General features: G+C 35.3%; 15 protein-coding genes. 10 read left to right on the plus strand and 5 right to left on the minus strand.

Annotated features, from left to right (window positions below; all coding sequences use genetic code 11):
• Positions 1-212: 212 nt before the first annotated feature.
• Positions 213-1,703 carry an ankyrin repeat domain-containing protein gene (locus tag ABWU38_RS04620; protein ID WP_353272562.1) on the minus strand — a complete coding sequence of 497 codons (1,491 nt, stop codon included), beginning with the start codon at positions 1,701-1,703 and terminating at the stop codon, positions 213-215.
• A 64-nt stretch (positions 1,704-1,767) separates the two neighbouring features.
• Positions 1,768-2,872, minus strand: a protein-coding gene (prfB, locus tag ABWU38_RS04625) for a peptide chain release factor 2 (protein ID WP_253308929.1) whose coding sequence is annotated in 2 segments (ribosomal slippage) — positions 1,768-2,796 and positions 2,798-2,872 — 1,104 coding nt in all. Because the reading frame shifts where the segments join, the coding sequence is not laid out codon by codon here.
• A gap of 154 nt (positions 2,873-3,026) precedes the next feature.
• On the opposite strand from prfB, the gene mgtE reads away from it, so the two are divergent.
• The gene (gene mgtE, locus ABWU38_RS04630; RefSeq protein WP_353272563.1) at positions 3,027-4,397 is read left to right on the plus strand and encodes a magnesium transporter; all 1,371 of its coding nucleotides are present in this window, start codon (positions 3,027-3,029) and stop codon (positions 4,395-4,397) included.
• Between the two features lie 353 nt (positions 4,398-4,750).
• On the opposite strand, the gene ABWU38_RS04640 is transcribed toward mgtE, so the two are convergent.
• Positions 4,751-6,202: a TrkH family potassium uptake protein gene (locus tag ABWU38_RS04640; protein WP_353272564.1), complete on the minus strand. Its 1,452-nt coding sequence runs from the start codon at positions 6,200-6,202 to the stop codon at positions 4,751-4,753.
• A 297-nt stretch (positions 6,203-6,499) separates the two neighbouring features.
• On the opposite strand from ABWU38_RS04640, the gene ABWU38_RS04645 reads away from it, so the two are divergent.
• Entirely contained in the window at positions 6,500-7,588 is a 1,089-nt protein-coding gene (locus tag ABWU38_RS04645) for a hypothetical protein (protein ID WP_353272565.1), read from the plus strand.
• A 348-nt stretch (positions 7,589-7,936) separates the two neighbouring features.
• Here ABWU38_RS04645 and ABWU38_RS04650 read toward each other — a convergent pair whose 3' ends face one another.
• Positions 7,937-8,953, minus strand: a complete 1,017-nt coding sequence (locus ABWU38_RS04650) for a substrate-binding domain-containing protein (protein ID WP_353272566.1) — start codon at positions 8,951-8,953, stop codon at positions 7,937-7,939.
• A gap of 115 nt (positions 8,954-9,068) precedes the next feature.
• Here ABWU38_RS04650 and ABWU38_RS04655 point away from each other — a divergent pair, with 115 nt between their 5' ends.
• Positions 9,069-9,230: a hypothetical protein gene (locus ABWU38_RS04655; RefSeq protein WP_264688080.1), complete on the plus strand. Its 162-nt coding sequence runs from the start codon at positions 9,069-9,071 to the stop codon at positions 9,228-9,230.
• A gap of 175 nt (positions 9,231-9,405) precedes the next feature.
• Entirely contained in the window at positions 9,406-9,963 is a 558-nt protein-coding gene (gene dcd, locus ABWU38_RS04660; RefSeq protein WP_064125494.1) for a dCTP deaminase, read from the plus strand.
• Positions 9,964-9,968: 5 nt separating this feature from the next.
• Here dcd and ABWU38_RS04665 read toward each other — a convergent pair whose 3' ends face one another.
• Positions 9,969-10,979, minus strand: coding sequence for a hypothetical protein (locus tag ABWU38_RS04665; RefSeq protein ID WP_353272567.1), 1,011 nt, complete (start codon positions 10,977-10,979; stop codon positions 9,969-9,971).
• A 444-nt stretch (positions 10,980-11,423) separates the two neighbouring features.
• Between ABWU38_RS04665 and ABWU38_RS04670 the strand changes: the two genes are divergently transcribed.
• The 6 genes from ABWU38_RS04670 to argS all read left to right on the plus strand — a co-directional run bounded on the left by ABWU38_RS04670 (position 11,424) and on the right by argS (position 17,956).
• Positions 11,424-12,290 (plus strand): hypothetical protein, encoded by an 867-nt coding sequence (locus tag ABWU38_RS04670; RefSeq protein ID WP_353272568.1) that lies wholly within the window; start codon positions 11,424-11,426, stop codon positions 12,288-12,290.
• Positions 12,287-13,594 (plus strand): glycoside hydrolase TIM-barrel-like domain-containing protein, encoded by a 1,308-nt coding sequence (locus ABWU38_RS04675; protein ID WP_353272569.1) that lies wholly within the window; start codon positions 12,287-12,289, stop codon positions 13,592-13,594. The genes ABWU38_RS04670 and ABWU38_RS04675 overlap by 4 nt, the downstream gene beginning before the upstream one ends.
• Positions 13,536-13,856, plus strand: coding sequence for a phage tail protein (locus ABWU38_RS04680; protein WP_353272570.1), 321 nt, complete (start codon positions 13,536-13,538; stop codon positions 13,854-13,856). The genes ABWU38_RS04675 and ABWU38_RS04680 overlap by 59 nt, the downstream gene beginning before the upstream one ends.
• Before the next feature lie 100 nt (positions 13,857-13,956).
• The gene (locus ABWU38_RS04685; protein ID WP_353272271.1) at positions 13,957-14,916 is read left to right on the plus strand and encodes an IS5 family transposase; all 960 of its coding nucleotides are present in this window, start codon (positions 13,957-13,959) and stop codon (positions 14,914-14,916) included.
• A 31-nt stretch (positions 14,917-14,947) separates the two neighbouring features.
• Complete coding sequence (locus ABWU38_RS04690) at positions 14,948-15,901, plus strand: hypothetical protein (RefSeq protein ID WP_353272571.1); 954 nt, start codon at positions 14,948-14,950, stop codon at positions 15,899-15,901.
• 348 nt (positions 15,902-16,249) lie between these two features.
• Positions 16,250-17,956 (plus strand): arginine--tRNA ligase, encoded by a 1,707-nt coding sequence (argS, locus tag ABWU38_RS04695; RefSeq protein ID WP_253308947.1) that lies wholly within the window; start codon positions 16,250-16,252, stop codon positions 17,954-17,956.
• The last annotated feature ends 20 nt before the right edge of the window (positions 17,957-17,976 follow it).

A 17,976-nucleotide genomic window follows, 5' to 3' on the forward strand; every position in this document is an offset into this window, starting at 1 on the left:
ATTTCTTTTACTCAAATTTAGGTATTCACTGACCGTTCTTGTTATAAATACCAGAATAATAAGCTACTGATATTCTCTATCTTTTTTTATCTTTAATCCATCATAGCTAGCGATGCAACAAAGCCATTCGGGATTATAGGATTAAAATTGTTTGATACTGCAAAACAAACTGTTGATAAAATGGAATAAGAGATCCCACAATTGGAATTATATTAAGGAAATACTTCCTGCACATTCCCATTTACGTTTTGCGCTTCTTTCGTTTCATCCATTTTAGTACTAGGTTCTAACATTCTAACTGTAGTATAAGCTACCGCTAATGCTGCTGCTACAACTGTAACTACTGCTCCTATTACAGGATATAGCCCAGCTGTAATTGTTCCAATTGCAAAAAGTGTTATCGTTATAGCAGTACCAAACAATATTGTTAAACTGAAAGCAACAAGAGATATTTTACCCTGTTGGTCATGTCGTTTCATTCTTTCTTCAGATAAAAGAAAATTCACATGCCGAACTATATAATGATTTTTGTCAAAATCGCTCGGAATTTTATTATCATTATTCTTTGACAAAAGATCTGCTCTTTTGCCTATTAAAGTCTCAATTACCTCTTTGCAACCACGTCGAGCAGCCATATGTAAGGGAGTGCATTTATCTTTATCTACTGCATTAACCTTTGCTCCTGCTCCTATTAGAGCTTTTGCTGTCTCTTCATTCTTGGCATTATGCAAGGGAGTGCGTTTATCTTTATCTAATGCGTTAACATTTGCTCCCGCTCCTATTAGAGTTTTTACTGTCTCTGCATCTTCAGCAAAATGTAAAGGAGTACATCCATATTTATCTGCTGCATTAACATTTGCTCTTGCTTCTACTAGAATTTTTACTATCTCTTTACGGCAAAATTGAGTAGCTATATGCAAGGGAGTGCGTTTATCTTCATCTGCTGCATTAACATTTGCTCCTGCTCCTATTAGAGTTTTTACTGTTTCTTTACAACCATATTGAATAGCCAAATGTAAGGAAGTGCGTCCATCTCTATCTATTGCATCAACATTTGCTCCTGCTTCTATTAGAGTTTTTACTATCTCTATGCGACCTTTTTTAGCAGCCAAATGTAAAGGAGTATTCCTATATTTATCTACCGCTTTGACATCTCCTTCTCCTTCTATTAGAGTTTTTACTATCTCTATGTAACCTTTTTCAGTAGCCAAATGTAAAGGAGTATACCCATCTTTACTTATTGCATTAACATCTATATCTTCTCTTTTCAATAGGAGATTTACTACTTCTGTTTGACCATTTTCACAAGCCAAATGCAAAGGAGTATATTCATGATTATCTTTTTCATTAACATCTGCTCCGTTGTCTATTAGAGCTCTTATTGTTTTAGTGCAGCCACGGCGAGCAGCCTTACATAAAGGAGTGTCTCCATATCCATTTTTTGCATTAGCATTGATTCCTTCTACTCCCAATAGAGCATTCACCACATTTTCTAAATTATTGTGGATAGCTAAATGCAATAATCCATATTCTACTGCAAATAAGTGGTTTACACCAAAACCAGCTCCTTCCCACTCTTTATATTCATCTGAATATTGTGATAATTTCTCTTTTATCTTCCCAATTACGTTATCTTTACTTAAATTTTTGTCAGCATCAATTGCACTTAGCATTCTTTCCCACTGCTCGTGTTCAATTGTCATAACTTTACTCCTACTTTAACAATATTTTAATTATCATATATTATGACAAGAAAGTTAACCCTACCTAATTTTGCTTAGTAAGCACACTAACTATGAAACAATCTATATTACCATCAAAAACAGAATTTATATTACCCACTTCATGTCCAGTTCTTAAATCCTTCACCATTTGATATGGATGCATAACGTACGATCTGATCTGATTGCCCCAGCCTATATCGCATTTTTTACCATATTCTTCAGCCATCTTTTGTTCTTTTTTTTCCAGTTCAATTTGGTACAAACGTCCTTTAAGTAATTTTAACGCCTCATCCTTATTTCTGTGTTGAGAACGACCATTTTGGCATTGAACTACAACACCAGTTGGAATATGCGTAATGCGTACCGCACTTTCAGTCTTGTTCACGTGCTGACCGCCTGCTCCGGAAGCACGGTAGGTGTCGATCTTTAGATCCTTTTCATCCACAGCAATATCAATTGAATCTTCTATCACTGGAGTTACTCCTACACTTGCAAAACTGGTATGACGTTTACCATTTGCATCAAACGGCGATATTCTAACCAGCCTGTGAATTCCACTTTCACTTTTTGCCCACCCATAAGCTTTTTCTCCAACGATTTTTATCATTGCAGACTTTATACCAACCGACTCTCCTTCTAATTTTTCTACAACTTCAACTTTAAAGTTGTGATAAATTTCTGCCCATCTTACATACATGCGCATCAGCATTTCAGCCCAATCATTGCTCTCTGTTCCACCAGCTCCTGAGTGGATTTCTAAAAAGCAGTTATTGTTATCTGCTTCACCAGTAAATAAGGATTCTGTCTCTTTAAGTTTGATTAATTTCTCTAGCTTAGCTAATTCACTTTCAACTTCAGAGAAAAATTCTTCATCATTCTCATCAATAGCAGACTTCATTAAGCTAATGGCATCGTTGTAATCGCTTTCCAACTTTAAAAACAACTCTACGTCATGCTTAATTTTAGAACGTTCTTTTAAAATTTCTTGTGCCTTTTGATTGTCTTGCCACAGATTATCATTCGACGCTTGGGAATCCAGCTCTTCAAGACGCAACTTTAATTTTTCTATGTCAAAGACACCTCCTGATAAGAGAAATACTTTTATTTAAGCCTTGAAAGTATTCGAAAATTTCTGAATAAGTTTTCATTATACTTTAGATTTTAATATATTTACTATTACTAACAATAACAGCAAACAAAATAGAAATTTAACCATATGATAGTTAATTCAAAATAATTTCATTATACTTTAATGTTTAAGGAAATCAAGTGTGTATATTTATTAAAAAATAAGGTAAAGTAATGAATATTAAAATAAGTTCTCATTATGGTTTAGACAAAAAGGCTATTGATGACTTAATAGAGTCACTTGATAACGAGGAGCTAGAAAATGTTTGTAATATTGTAAAAACGATAGATAGCGTTCAGTTAGCTTATTTTTTATCTACTTCAATCAGTGATCACAGGGAGAAATTAGTTAATATCCTCGATCAACATTTGTTAAGTGATGCCCTAGTGCATGTAGTGCCAGATTTACAAAGAGAGATCATAGAAACATTGGGAATAGAAAATACAGCAAAGTTACTAATGCTCCTTGATGTAGAAGATATAGTAACCATAGTGAAAGATTTGGATAGAAAGTCTATAGAAAACATACTTAACTACTTACCCAATGCAACTCAAAAATTAGTAGAGGAGTTGTTATCATACCCAGAAGAAAGTGCAGGAAGGTTGATACATAAAAATGTGGTTATAGCTCCATATTATTGGACGATAAATCAGCTAATGGAATTCTTGCGCAACTATAAAAAAATACCAGAAAGATTTCACCAGATATTCATTATCAACTCAAAATTAGAGCCTATAGGCAGTGTTAATTTAAATAAGGTAATATCTCACTCAGGAGACACAATAATAAAAGAGATAATGGATCATGACATAAAAATCATTAAAACTGGAGTAGACCAAGAGGAAGTAGCAAGAATATTTAAAGATTACTCTCTATTATCGGCTCCGGTAGTAAATAAGAATGGTAAAATTATTGGTGTGATCTTAATTGAAGATGTGATAAAAGTTGTTCAACAAGAAACAGAAGAGGATGTACTCAAAATAAGCGGTGTATCTTCTAAAGCCGATATAAATGCCCCTATACATAAAACTATAATTAAAAGGCTACCTTGGTTACTGTTTAACCTCTTAGCTGCAACAATGTGTTCCATAGTAGTTGGCTTTTTCGATGATGTAATAAAAAGTTTTATAGTACTGCCAATAATCATGCCGATAATTGCATCAATGAGCGGAAATGCAGGATCCCAAACAGTAACGCTAACCATCCGGGCAATCGCAACAAAATATCTAACTGAGCAAAATGCAAAAAGAGTACTGATGAAAGAATTTTTAATAGGTCTTATAAACGGGGTAATTTTATCTACCATTTCACTCGTAGTATTAGCAATAAGATTTCACAATTTCAAAGTGGAGATGATTTTTGTGGTCTCCATGATTATGATGTCAATTATTGCAACGTTCATCGGAACTTTCATTCCTATAATGCTTCACCGTTTAAAGTCTGACCCTGCAGTTTCTTCTTCAATCCTAACATCGGCAACAACTGATATTCTCTCAGCTCTTATGTTTCTTGGTTTAGCTACGATCTTTTTATTAAACAGCTGATACTATCTATAGCTATACCGCGATTTATTCCATAGCTGTACGAACATTCATTTTTAAAGGTAAACTGTACAGCGAATGGTGTCATTCCAGTGCTTGACACTGGAATCTAGCCTTTTCATAATCATCAAAATGTTGTATTTTTACATAAAATGGCTACTTTTATGCTTACCAACTTAATAAAATTCCTGGATCCCAGTGTCTGGGCACTGGGATGACACCCTCCTGATAGACAATGTTCGTACATCTGTAGATTTATTCGCGGTATAGATTCTGCTAACAAGTAGCGGAATGACGGTTTTTCAAATTGTCGTAAGTCAGTTTAGCTATAATATCAAGTTTCACAACTTTACCAACTATTTCTTTCTATTAAATAAGAATAAATTACCTATACAAAAATAGATTGGCAATATTTCAAGTCTACCAAGCAGCATCAAAAACGACAAAAATAATTTTACTTCATTACTGAAAGAAGAATAGTTACCTGAAGGGCCTATTAAATTACTAAATCCCGGGCCAGAATTTGTAAGCGTTGCAGAGACTGAACTGATGCTAGTTATAAAGTCTGCATTGCTTAAGTAAGACATCACTATTGATGAAATGGTAAACGTTAACATGAAAATTGCAAAAAATATAAAGACAGAGTGAACTTCATCATTCTCCAGGGTTTTTCCGTTGAATTTTACCCTATTACCTGCACCTGGGTTTAATAAAAGGCGAAAGTGATTTCCTATAGACTTTAGAAAAATGATCAAACGAAAGATTTTGATGCCACCACTTGAAGAACCACTACATCCACCAACAAAGGTTAGAAAAAAAGCTAAGACTGAAATGAAGCTCCAATCTATATGATTACAGATTGCATAACCAGTTGACGTAATTAAAGAGGTGATGGTAAACGTGCTGTATCTAAATGATAATGACACTCCTAAATCAACATTTTGATACAACCAAAAACAAGCAAATAAAGATGAAACAATAGCTATCTTAACAAAGTAAGAGACCTGTTCATCATAGCAAATGTCTAACCGTCTTATGATTTTTAAATAGCTAAAAAAAGGCAGAGAACCCAAAATCATAAAAATGATCGTTATGACTTCTAACATAGGGTTATTGTAGTGCCCTATAGAATCATTATAGTTAGCAAATCCACCAGTTGATACAGCGGACATTCCGTGACATATTGCGTCAAATAGTGGCATGCCAGCCAGATAATAGGAAAATATACATAACAAAATTAGGCCATAATATATTGCTGTAATATGAATTACTACGCTTCGCGTGTTCGGCAACTTCCTTTTTGTAGCATCTGAATATTCAGAATAAAGTAAATTATTTAGGCTGAGAATCTTAAACATAGGAAAAACTGCAATTCCTAAAGTGATTACACCAAAACCCCCCATGCCATGTAGCATTGCTCTCCATAGCAGTATTCCTGGAGATTGTTTTTCAATATCATTAAATATAGTTGCCCCTGTGGTTGTGATGCCAGATATCGTTTCAAATAATGCATCAACATAGCTCAGATTGTCAAAATAGAAAGGAATAGCTGCAAACAAAGACAAGGCAATCCAGGTGCAACTAGTAATTGCAAAAATTGCCTGCATGCCATTTAATTTACCGAGTAAAATAAAAATTACGCCAGATGTGCAGGTAATTATGAATCCAGCGAGAAAATTTTTCCATTCGTAGCTGAGACATTTATTAGTAATAGCAGGAATAAGCATTGCTAAGCTAAATAACAATAGGAATATTCCCACAATAAATACAATTGAACGTAAAGTTTGTAAACGTTGATGATTTTTCATAGAGTTATTTCCTCGCTATACAAAGCCATAAAAGCTACTCTAACGTCAAGCATTTTGTTGGCCTTTATTAACAGTTATTAACAATATACTTGACTTACTTGTAAATATATATGATAATTAAACTTTATAGAAAATAGAGGTAAAATATGACTGAATTAACTGACATACAACAAAAAATTCAAACTTCATTAATTACAGCAATCAGCGAGAACAACCTTAAAATGGTCCAGGAAATATTCAACAGTAATGAAAATGATGATATACAAGCAGCTTTGAGACACGAGGGAGCTCCGACTAGTGAAAAAGATATCATTTTATATTTTGCTATTACTCGCCTTAACGATAGTTGAAGATAAAGAAAAATTTGAAAAAAGCGTAAAGATCATTGAACTAATTTGGCAGAAAACTAATCAAAAAATTCGTGATTCTGTGTGTGATCATGCAATAGAGAGTTTTGAAAACTCTCTAAGAGAAACTGTCCTTAGTGACATACCTGCTCTTGAAACAGTTATTCAAGAAATGGAAGAGCACAAGAGGGTAATGGATCTTAGTTCAATACTAAGAGATGCAATAAAAAGTCTTAATGTTAATCAAGTTGAAGCAGCATTAGAGAATTGTGGTGAAAATGTACAAAGTGTTTTAGATCGAATAGTATATTGGGTTGATGGAGACGTAGATGCCTTTTTAGTTTATCCTCTGGAAGTTAAATATAGTAAAGAATTGAACCAAGAAGATGTGGAAAAGATAAAAGAAATCTTTGAATTAATGTTTAATGCTGCTTCTCCACAGCTCCTTGGGTATGAGCACCGTGGAAATAACTATGTAATGAGTAAACTTGTAAAGGCACAAAAACGTTTTGCTAAAATACCTGGAGTAGGTGAGCAATGCTTTCAAGATTTGATTCAAAAATTTGAGGAAAAACTTAGTAAAGATACACTAGATAATGCCAAGGCTGATGATCAGATAGCATGGGATAAAGAGTATGCGACTCGATTTTCACAAGAAATCAATCATGATCTGTTTGAGAATGATGAACTTAATGCTTGTATAGATGACACTGATCTAGGTCAAAACCCAGTAATTAACACCGCAAACCCTGAATTAACAAATGAAGCAGATAACAAAACCCCAGAAAAGAACGATACAAACTTCTGGAGTGAACACAAAGGGAAGATTGCTCTAGGTGTTACTGGACTATGCGTAGCTGGTGCTGTTGCAGCCTATGTGCTAGCGTATCCTGTAGTTGCACTGGCTTTAACAGTTTTGGCAGCAGTTATATTAATGGGTGCTGGTATTGCTAAGTTTTGTGAGAAATCAGAAAGCCCAAATACGAAAAGCTTGGACCCAGATCTTTCTCAGTGTTGCAACAAAACAAGAACTGCCTAATTAGTAATCCATTGTCATCCCAGCGCGCTGCGCTGGGGTCTGACTACGCTAGACAAAGAATATGTATCCGTTCAGGAAAGCGACAAAATAAGGTAGACAAGGTAGTATAAAAAGATAACCATAAAAGTGAGTTTACAACAAATGGTGTCATGCCAGTGCGTGACACTGGCATCCAGTTGAGCTATTTCAACAAAAATACTGCATTTGAGGTGAACTTTTTTCTCACCAGGACCATTATCTATTACACTTATTTACGAGTATAATAATTAAAGTCTGGATCCCAGTGTCACGCACTGGGATGACAAAAAAAGGAGGCTGCTTGGATGACAGGAGAAGGAAGTGTTGCCGTCACGTTATATCATAAACCTTTGCTGAAGCTTTCTTTATATATTCACTTGAAAGTGGGATTAGACCAAGCCTAGATAGGTACCCATCTTCAATGCTGATCGAATCTATAATTTCTTTTATGAATTCTCTTAATCCATCAACAGTATCCAGGTGTTCTTTCTTTATATAAAGGTATAGAGGTCTTGCTAATATATATTTTCCCGATGATATATTTTCGTAAGTTGGCTCAATTCCTGCAATTGTGCTCCCTTGTATTTTATCTTGATTCCTCATTAAAAAGCTAAAACTAAATATCCCTAAAGCGTTCTTGTTACTTTTCAATTTTTGTATTATTATGTTTTCATTAATTCCAACTTCTATATACCTTCCGTCATCCCTTATATTACCACATGCTTTCTTTCTTTCTTCCTGATCTTTATAATTCTCTTTGAAAATTCTCGAGTTCATGCATGAATATTGATTGAACATAATAGAATTAACCAAAGTTTCGTATGTGCCTGTATTTTGATGTGGACCATAAATTTCAATTTCTGTTTTTGGTAAGGCTTGATTTACATCAGACCAAAACTTCTTATTATTTTTTACTAATTTATCATTTTCTTGAGAATATGCAGATAAAGCTTCAAATAAGTCCTTTTTTGTGAAATCAAATCTATGGCTTTGATTTGAATTTGCAATGACAATTCCATCATAGCCAATGATGATCTCTATCACTTCATTAATTTTATTTCTTTTACATAGTTCTCTTTCTACTTCCTTCATAGGGCAAGATGAAGTGGTGATGTCTGGCGTGTCTTCCCCTATTCCTGAGCAAAACATTTTGAACCCTGATCCACTTCCTATCGATTCCACAACTGGAGTCTTAAAAGAGAATACACGATTGAACTCCTCGGCTACAAATGAGATAAAAGGAAAAACGGTTGAAGATCCAACAATTCTGATGTATTTCCTGGCATCAGCATTTGACAGCGGCGTGAATAATACGAATACAAAAATCAGGAGAAAGTTTCTAAGCATTATTTTTAGTTAAGAACATAAATCTAATTATTGTAATAAAAAATCAAACTGAAAAGCTTTAATTTTCTCTTGTGATTGACCTATAGCTAATCCAATTGACCGCTATTTCAATTGCATGAACATTGTAACAATGGTGTCTGCAAGCAGCTTACTGTACGAACATTGTGATTTGAGAGCAATTTCCACTAGGAGGATGTCATCCCAGTGCCCAGACACTGGGATCCAGTTCTTATTACCTGGTGTAAAGTTAAGTTTTCTGGATTCCAGACTGGAATGACATCATTTACCATGTACAATTTGTTAGTTAATAATCCATTGTCATCCCAGCGTCATGCGCATAATTGTATGAACATTGTGATTTGATACAAGCTACTTGCATGACAAAAGCTACAGTTTACATTTAAATTTTATTTTATATTATTGTAAGTATTACACAACTTTAAGGGGCAATTATGGCAGTTATGCCAGATAAATGGATCAGAGAAAAAGCTGAAAATTTTGGAATGATAGAGCCTTTTGTGGATCACAAAAGCAGCAAAGGTGTTATATCTTTCGGACTATCGTCTTATGGGTATGATGCAAGAGTGGATAATAAATTTAAAATTTTTACTAACGTTAATTCAGCCATCGTGGACCCTAAAAATTTCTCTGAGAATAGTTTTATAGATAAAGAAACAGACGTATGCATAATTCCACCAAATAGCTTTGTGCTTGCAAGCACAGTGGAATATTTTCGTATACCAAGAAATGTACTGGTCATTTGTGTTGGTAAATCAACTTACGCAAGGTGTGGAATTATAGTAAACGTTACTCCCTTAGAACCTGGATGGGAAGGTCATGTCACACTCGAATTCTCAAACACCACCCCACTTCCTGCAAAAATTTACGCTAATGAAGGCGCATGCCAATTCGTATTTTTAAGCGGCGAAAGTGAGTGTGAAAAATCATATGATGATATGAAAGGAAAATATATGAATCAGCATGGTATCACTTTGCCGCTGGTAAAGTGATTACTTTAGGTAAAGCAAGATATTGTGCTATTGTACTGAAGATTACTAAGATAAGTTTTAACTAATTTGTCGCATTCTTTATCACCTAAAACTGCACGTGCAGAGTGGTTTTTAAATGACTCTACATAGCTTGAAAAGAAATTTGTAGAAGGATTACTTAAAGCTTCTGCAACTTCTTTTTTTTCTTTATCATTGGAAAGCTGATTAAATAGTTCTTCTCCCTTTTTTTGCAGCTCATTTTCAAATTCCTGCTTTATAGTATTCTTATCTGCTTTTTGCAAGAAGGAAAACTCTTCAAAAATGTACAAGGAAGAGACAATACTGTTGAAGGTACCAGTAAAACATGCACTTGAACCACGACCACCACGCACTCCGTATTCTGTTTGCGATTCTACTAAATGTTTAACCAGTTGATATTTTCTCTGTGATATGCGGGTATTAATATCTATATTATGATCAGCATTTGCTCTAGTTTGATCGTTGCAAGCCTTCCAAGCTAAATTTAAAACTTGCTTCAATGTTAACCCGCTTCCACTATGTGTATCAGGGTTATTTTTTATACGCTCCAAGCACTCAAGTGCATGTTTTTTCTCATCTTCTCTAAGTTGATCTTTATCTGCAGCTTTTTGTGTGCCATTTGCTATGCACTCTAACTGATCAATAAATCCTTCTATTTCCTCTATAAACTTATCATCAACATCAGGCTCGCCATAGTTTTCTTTTAGCTTTTGAACGTTAATATTAATTGCATCATTTACATTAGTATCATGCGTTGTTTGTGGGATACGTGCTGCCTCCATAAATGCTTCAATTCTTTTGCCTCCTGCAAAAAGATATAGCTTACTCAATACCTTGGCGATTAAGAAAAACACCAGGGGAGGAATAAAAAATATTATAAAAAGTACTACAAATAAACCTGTGATTAGCCACCTTACAGGAGCTAGCAGAATTTCTTTTGCTTTTTTTAATTTTGACGGTCTTTGTATGTTGTCTGGTGTATTTACTACTGCTGGCATAATTAGTTTAAGTTAGTATCAATATTTTTAATATACTATATTTTTTCTTATTTTGTCAACTCAAATTTCTACTTCCGCACTTTTTCATTGTTGCTTACAATAATTATAGCTACACGATTTACTCATGTGCTTTTCTTAATTAAAAACTTCAACTATTCATTGTAAGCTATTGAATTTCCTACTATTTAGTGGCAAATTGTCATCCAAGTGGCTGTAAAACGACAAATTCGTCATTCCGCTACTAGTTAGTGGAATCTATGCTAAGAGATACCGCGAATGAATCGCGGTATGACGGTTCGCGGCGGCATAACGATAAGCTCGTCATCCCGCTACTAGTTAGCGGAATCTATGCTAAGAGATACCGCGAATGAATCGCGGTATGACGGTTCGTGGCGGCATGACGTAGAGCCTACATTAACTATAGAAACAAAAAGGAGGATTATCATGTCTACAATAGTTTTATCATCAATTTTTGGTCAAGCAGGCAGCATTTTTGGTCCAATTGGCCGGATTATCGGCTCAGAACTCGGTGCTCTTCTTGGTGCGCAGCTTGATGGTGCGATGTTTAGCCTTGATGCTGAGCAGAAAGTAACGCATGGTGCGAGACTAAAAAATCTGCAAGTTCAAACCTCAACCTATGGAAGGACGATACCAATTATCTATGGCACTGCTCGCATTGCAGGGAACATTATTTGGTCACAGCCAATAAAAGAAGAGGCGATAACCACCAAAAGCAAAATTGGAAGAGGTATGAATGTTGAGTATAATTACTATGCAACGCTTGCAATTGCGATCTGCAAGGGGAAAGTAGAAAAATTAAACAGAATCTGGGCAGATACAACATCACTTAGCTTTGATGAAATAGATTATACTTTTTACCGCGGTACAGAAGACCAAAATCCTGATCCATTTATGTCGTCAATCGAAGGTGTGCCGGCTTATAGGGGAATATCTTACATAGTCATCAAGAATTTTCCTTTAGCAGACTATAATAACCGCGTTCCGGTATTCACATTTGAAGTGCAGACTATATTAAAGCCTAGCGGATTTTCAGTAGTAGAAAATATTCAGAATATCAATATAATACCAGGCTCAGGAGAGTTTGTATATGATACAAAAATACAGAAGAAAATCGCGCAAGAGAAAATAAGCAGCAACCAATATATCCCATATGGGCTGGCACAAAGGGTAAATCATAACAACCACACTAAAAAGAGCGATGCAGTGCTTTCTTTGGATCAATTAAAGGGAGATTTACCAAATGTTGAGTGGGTATCGGTAGTAGTCAATTGGTTTGTGAATGATCTGTGAACATTAAAGATTGTAAAATATACCCTGCAGTTGAATTTCAAGATGATTCCGCAATATTACCTGATGATTGGCAAGTAGGAAGTAGTACCAGAGATGATGCTCAGCTAATTTCAAAAGACGATAATGGAAACCCAAGATATGGTGGCACAGTTAGTGATTCAGCGCTAATAAGATATATAGAAGAGCTACACAGCAGAGGCTACAAGGTGATGCTCTATCCGATGCCCTTACTTGATACAAAGAACAAAGAGTGGCGAGGAAGATTGAGCGGGACTCCTGGGGATATAAGTGATTTTTTTAAGAATCAGTACAACAAATTTATAGAGCATTATGCAAGCATTGCCAAACAAACTAAAGTGGAAGGGTTTATCATTGGTTCTGAATTTGTTGAACTTACCAAAATCAGAGATGAAAAAGGTAATTACCCTGCAGTGGCAGAGCTAGTTAAGCTTGCAAAGCAGATAAAACCTGATCTTGGAAAAGAAGTAACAGTAACTTACGCTGCGGATTGGAGCGAATACCACTCATATGATGGTTGGTATAATATGGATGTACTGTGGTCTTCACAGTACATCGACGTTGTTGGCATAGATGCTTATTTTCCACTGACTGATGGTCCAGAGCCTCCTTTTGGCTATTCTGCGGAAGATGTAATGGGTGGTTGGAGCAGTGGAGTGGGGTATGATTATTTCTATGATTACTCAAAAAGTGAGCCTGAAAAAGTAAAGTATAACGACAGCAGGTATGCGTGGAAAAATATAGAGAAATGGTGGAGTGAAACTCACATAAACCCCGGTGGTAGTAAAACAAAATGGCAACCAAAAATGAAAAAAATATGGTTTACTGAATATGGATTTCCCAGTATGAACGGCTGCACTAATGAGCCAAATGTGTTTGTTGACAAAGGCAGCATAGAGAGCAAATATCCACGATATTCAAACGGAGAGGTGAGCTTTCTTTCACAAAAAATTGCAATTGAAGGAACGCTAAAGAAGTGGCAAAGCTCAGAAATGGTAGAAAAAATGTTTCTCTGGGCATGGGATGCAAGGCCATTTCCTTACTTTCCCAATTTGTGTGATGTGTGGACTGACTGCCATAATTGGCAGACAGGACATTGGATTCAGGGAAAGCTTTCACAGCTTAATATTTCCGATGTTTTATTGGATCTGTTACAAAAAACAGGTTTAAAAAGCAATCAGTTCGATACAGGTGGCGTCAAAGGGTTATTGTCTGGATATGTAATAAATGACCAGCAACCCGTACGTTCAATTATTAAAATGCTGCAAAGTTGCTATTTTTTTTGATGTGGTTGAGCAGGGCTCTAAACTGAAATTTGTCCAAAAGGGCAGGGGAGTTACAACTGTAATGCCAATTGGTGAAACGGTTTTCAGTAACAATTCAAAACTTGTTAATATTAGTCAACTGGATTTAAACAATAAAGTTAACGTCGTTTATTTTAATCGCAATTTTGGCTATCCAATTGATGTTAAATATGCTGAGTTGCCAAAGCAAGGCACTGCTGCAACAGTTGAAATACCGCTCATTATGGATGGCTTTGTTGCATAGCTAGTGTTGGTTGAGGTTATTGTAAGAAGAAAAGCTTTTTAATATATGGCTACTAACGCATTTTGTTGTAAAATAGGCATTTTTCAAACAAGTACAACTTATGCCACAAAAAATGAGAGTAAGTAACCAAAGAGAATATAACGAGTTTCTCAAAAAAAGAGGAAATGTTTTTCATTTTGTTAATCAAGCCATAGAAAATTGGTATGAAAATAGTCCAAAAGTTGCAGGTGGCAATAACACTTATAGTGATAAAGTTGTAATTTTAATACACATAATAGTTCATCTTTTTAGAATTGGCTTGAGACAAGCTGTAGGTTTTGTAAAAGGTTATATGGTACAAATAGGCAAAAAACTTAAGATTATCAGCTATACACAAGCTTCCAGAAGATTTAAAAAGCTTAATTTGAAGATTGATGACCATAGAAGCAATAAAGATGATCTGGAAAATGTTGAAATTGCCGTAGATAGCACTAGAGTTAGTATCTACAATAAGAACGGTGGGCATAGTAAGCTTAATATTCGAAAAAGAAAATACAGTGGTTATGGTCAAGTAAGAAAATTACATGTTGTTTTAAACATAAATGATAAGAAAGCAATAAGCATGAACTACACTAGTGGTGTTGCTGTAGACTATTTGCCGGTCTGCGATATGTTAGAAGAAGTCAGTGATAAATATAACATTTGTTCTATTCGAGCAGATGCGGCTTATGATATAAAAAGTGTGTATAAAGAATGCAGAAAATACAATATTGTGCCTATTATTCGCCCTAGGAAGGATACTAAAATTTGTTTAGCTGACTACTTATCAGAAAGAAACAAGTATATTAGTAGAATTAGGTCATATGAGAATTATGAAGATGGTATTAATGAATGGAAGAAAAAAGTTAAGTATGGAGCACGGTCTTATATTGAAGTCTTTTTCTATAGGTTGAAGCAAATATTTGGGTTTGGCTTGAAAAATAAATCAGAGGTAAATCGTGAAAAAGAGCTGTTAATTAAGTGCTACTTATTGAACAAATTTACTGATATAGGTATGGCTAAATTTAAATTAGCTGCGTAAATTCACTGTGATTTACATGCCTATCAGTGCTATGCAACAAAGCCAGTCCGAGATTGATGATAAGACTAAGAATGAACTGAAAGAAAAGATTAAAAATGAACTAGAGAAAGATCTTAAGTTTGAGATTGATGATAAGACTAAGAATGAACTGAAAGAAAAGATTAAAAATGAACTAGAGAAAGATCTTAAGTTTGAGATTGATGATAAGACTAAGGGTGAATTGATAAAGGAAGTAGAAAAAAAAATAGACAAAGAATTAAAGGTAAAGTTAAATTGTGACATATTAAAAACGTGTAACCTTGAAGAGAAAACTAAAGAAATAATTGATGATGGTGGGTGTAACCGAAAAGGATGTGAAAACAGCAAAAAAGATGGTAACTATATTGACGTAAGTAACGATGGTAAGCTTTATATAAGAGAGGCAATAAATAAATTATACCCTGACTTAAGTGCAGACATTATTGACAAGATTAAAACTAATGATTATTATGTAAAACAATTTGGTATAACGGCAACTGACTGCAATAAGAATGGCATGGAATACCCTTTTATCACTTGGAGAGGAACTATGAATTCATGGTGCGTTACTATTCCTTCGAATAGTACTTGCAAAGAATCTTATAATATACGCCAAGTTGGTAACAAAGATCATTGGCCTGATTGGTATGCATCTTGTAAGAATGACATGTTTTCTGACAATAGTTATTTAGTTAACACAAGAGCATATTACTACCCTGACAGTATTGACAGAGGCAAGCCAGTGGTGGTGCTCTCTCAAAGTCAATCACTGATGATTGCTGACAAGAAAACAGATAGACTTGTAAGAAAAGATGGAACAATAAGTAATAAAACTTTTGATAAATGCAGAGCATTTTTTGATCAGAAGGAAAGAATAACTGATTGTACAGAAGGTGGCAGAGATTGTGAATTGTGCAAAGAAGTAATTTGGGATTCTTCGGAGGTAGTGCCAGTGTTTTTTATATAAATGATATTTTGAACAGGGAATGGTATAAGCTTATACGATTTTGATACATGTGCCATTAAAGAAAAGACTGCAAGATTAGGCTTTTGCATAACCATATGAAAAACCAATAGCCCATTCTTCTTTGTCATTCCAGCGTTACGCGTTGGAATGACAGGGCTATAGGTGTCATCCAAGTAGCTGACACGGAGCAACACGTCATACCACCGCGGCCGCTAACGGGTAGCGGAATGACAGTTCTTCAAATTGTCGGTAAACCTAAGTCACTTTAGCTATAGATTACATCAGATAACCCTTCAACTCCTTCCATTTATCCACTATACTGCTACAAGTCTTATAGCTTTTTAGTTAATGAACATTTTCAAACAGGTTTCCTCTCTAATTTCCAGCAAATTAAATGAGTTGAAGCAAAGGGGTGTCATAAATACAAGTGCGGCAAATTTTATTGTAGAGCCTCCAAGCAATAGAGCGCATGGAGATATTTACACAAACGTTGCCATGGTGCTTGCAAAGCATGAAAAGAGGAATTCAGTTGAGATTGCAGGGATCTTAGCAAGAGAATTTAAACCTTTTGATGAAGTTGCAAAAGTGGAAATAGCAGGCCCTGGTTTCATCAACATGCACTTAAAAATAGAAGTATGGCATGGAATTTTAAAACAAATAAATGAGCTAAAAACAGAGTTTGGCACCCTAGATATAGGGAACAATCAGGCCATCAATGTTGAATTTGTATCGGCAAATCCAACTGGTCCACTGCATATTGGTCATGCAAGAGGAGCAGTATTTGGTGACGTTTTGGCAAATTTATTGAAAAAAGTTGGTTATAAAGTTACTAAGGAATACTATATTAATGATGCTGGAGCGCAGATAGATACACTAATAAAGTCAGTATATTTGCGGTATAAGGAAGCTCTGGGAGAAAAAATCAGCATTGAAAAAGGTTTATACCCAGGTGAATATTTAAAACCGATAGGGAATGGGCTGGCCAAAAAATATGGCAAGGAGCTTCTAGAAAAGCAAGATAATCAGGTGATTAGGGAATATACTTTAAGTTCTATCTTAGAAATCATAAAGGAAGACATGAACTTACTTGGGGTAAGTCATGATGTTTTTACTTCAGAGTATGAGCTACAAAAAAGTGGCAAAATTGAAGAGAGTATAAAGATATTGTCTGACAAGGGTTTGGTGCATGAAGGGTACCTGGAGAAACCAAAAGGCAAAGAAAGTGAAAACTGGACTTCCAGAAAAGAAATGTTATTTCGCTCTACAAAATTTGGTGATGACGTTGACCGCGCATTGAAGAAAGAGGACGGCAGTTGGACTTATTTTGCCTCAGATATCGCTTACCATTTTGATAAGATATCACGTGGTTTTAATAATATGATAGTAGCAGTCGGTAGTGATCATAGTGGTTATATCAAAAGGCTAAAAGCAGTTGTCTCTGCACTAAGTGATGATCAAGCAAAAATAGAGGTAAAACTGCATAATATTGTGAATTTTTTCGAGAATGGCAAACCTGTTAAGATGTCCAAAAGATCAGGAAACTTCCTCACAGCAAGAGATGTAGTGGAAGAAGTTGGCAGGGACATAACTCGTTTTATAATGTTAACACGCAAGAATGATATGGTCTTGGACTTTGATTTTGCTAAAGTTAAAGAACAGTCAAAAGACAACCCTATTTTTTACGTGCAATATGCGCATGCTCGTGCTCATTCGTTAATGCGTAATGCTCCAAAAGAGCTCCCAACAGCAGACCCTTCACTTTTAAAGACAGATGGGGAGCTCTTCCTCATAAAAACCTTAGCAAAGTGGCCAAATGTGATAGAAACAGCGGCAAGGCTTTATGAGCCACACAGAATTACTTTCTACTTACTTGAAGTTGCAGAAGCGTTTCACGTTTTATGGGGGTATGGCAAGAGTGATTTAAACATGCGGTTCATACTGGAAGACAACTTAAACCTCACCGCTGCAAGAATGTTCCTTGTACAAGCCTTAGCACACGTCATCGCTTCTGGACTTTCTATCTTCAATATAGAGCCTTTGGAAGAAATGAGTTGATTTTTTTTGCCATAATACAT

Source organism: Wolbachia endosymbiont (group A) of Urophora cardui, from assembly GCF_964028435.1.
Lineage (GTDB): Bacteria > Pseudomonadota > Alphaproteobacteria > Rickettsiales > Anaplasmataceae > Wolbachia.

Excerpts from the sequence above, each read along its gene's own strand:
- ABWU38_RS04685 (WP_353272271.1), top strand. The coding sequence starts at position 13,957 with ATGCCACAAAAAATGAGAGTAAGTAACCAAAGAGAATATAACGAGTTT.
- ABWU38_RS04670 (WP_353272568.1), top strand. The coding sequence starts at position 11,424 with ATGTCTACAATAGTTTTATCATCAATTTTTGGTCAAGCAGGCAGCATT.
- ABWU38_RS04655 (WP_264688080.1), top strand. The coding sequence starts at position 9,069 with ATGAACATTGTAACAATGGTGTCTGCAAGCAGCTTACTGTACGAACAT.
- mgtE (WP_353272563.1), top strand. The coding sequence starts at position 3,027 with ATGAATATTAAAATAAGTTCTCATTATGGTTTAGACAAAAAGGCTATT.
- argS (WP_253308947.1), top strand. The coding sequence starts at position 16,250 with ATGAACATTTTCAAACAGGTTTCCTCTCTAATTTCCAGCAAATTAAAT.
- ABWU38_RS04690 (WP_353272571.1), top strand. The coding sequence starts at position 14,948 with ATGCAACAAAGCCAGTCCGAGATTGATGATAAGACTAAGAATGAACTG.
- ABWU38_RS04650 (WP_353272566.1), bottom strand. The coding sequence starts at position 8,953 with ATGCTTAGAAACTTTCTCCTGATTTTTGTATTCGTATTATTCACGCCG.
- ABWU38_RS04665 (WP_353272567.1), bottom strand. The coding sequence starts at position 10,979 with ATGCCAGCAGTAGTAAATACACCAGACAACATACAAAGACCGTCAAAA.
- ABWU38_RS04640 (WP_353272564.1), bottom strand. The coding sequence starts at position 6,202 with ATGAAAAATCATCAACGTTTACAAACTTTACGTTCAATTGTATTTATT.
- ABWU38_RS04620 (WP_353272562.1), bottom strand. The coding sequence starts at position 1,703 with ATGACAATTGAACACGAGCAGTGGGAAAGAATGCTAAGTGCAATTGAT.
- dcd (WP_064125494.1), top strand. The coding sequence starts at position 9,406 with ATGGCAGTTATGCCAGATAAATGGATCAGAGAAAAAGCTGAAAATTTT.
- ABWU38_RS04680 (WP_353272570.1), top strand. The coding sequence starts at position 13,536 with ATGACCAGCAACCCGTACGTTCAATTATTAAAATGCTGCAAAGTTGCT.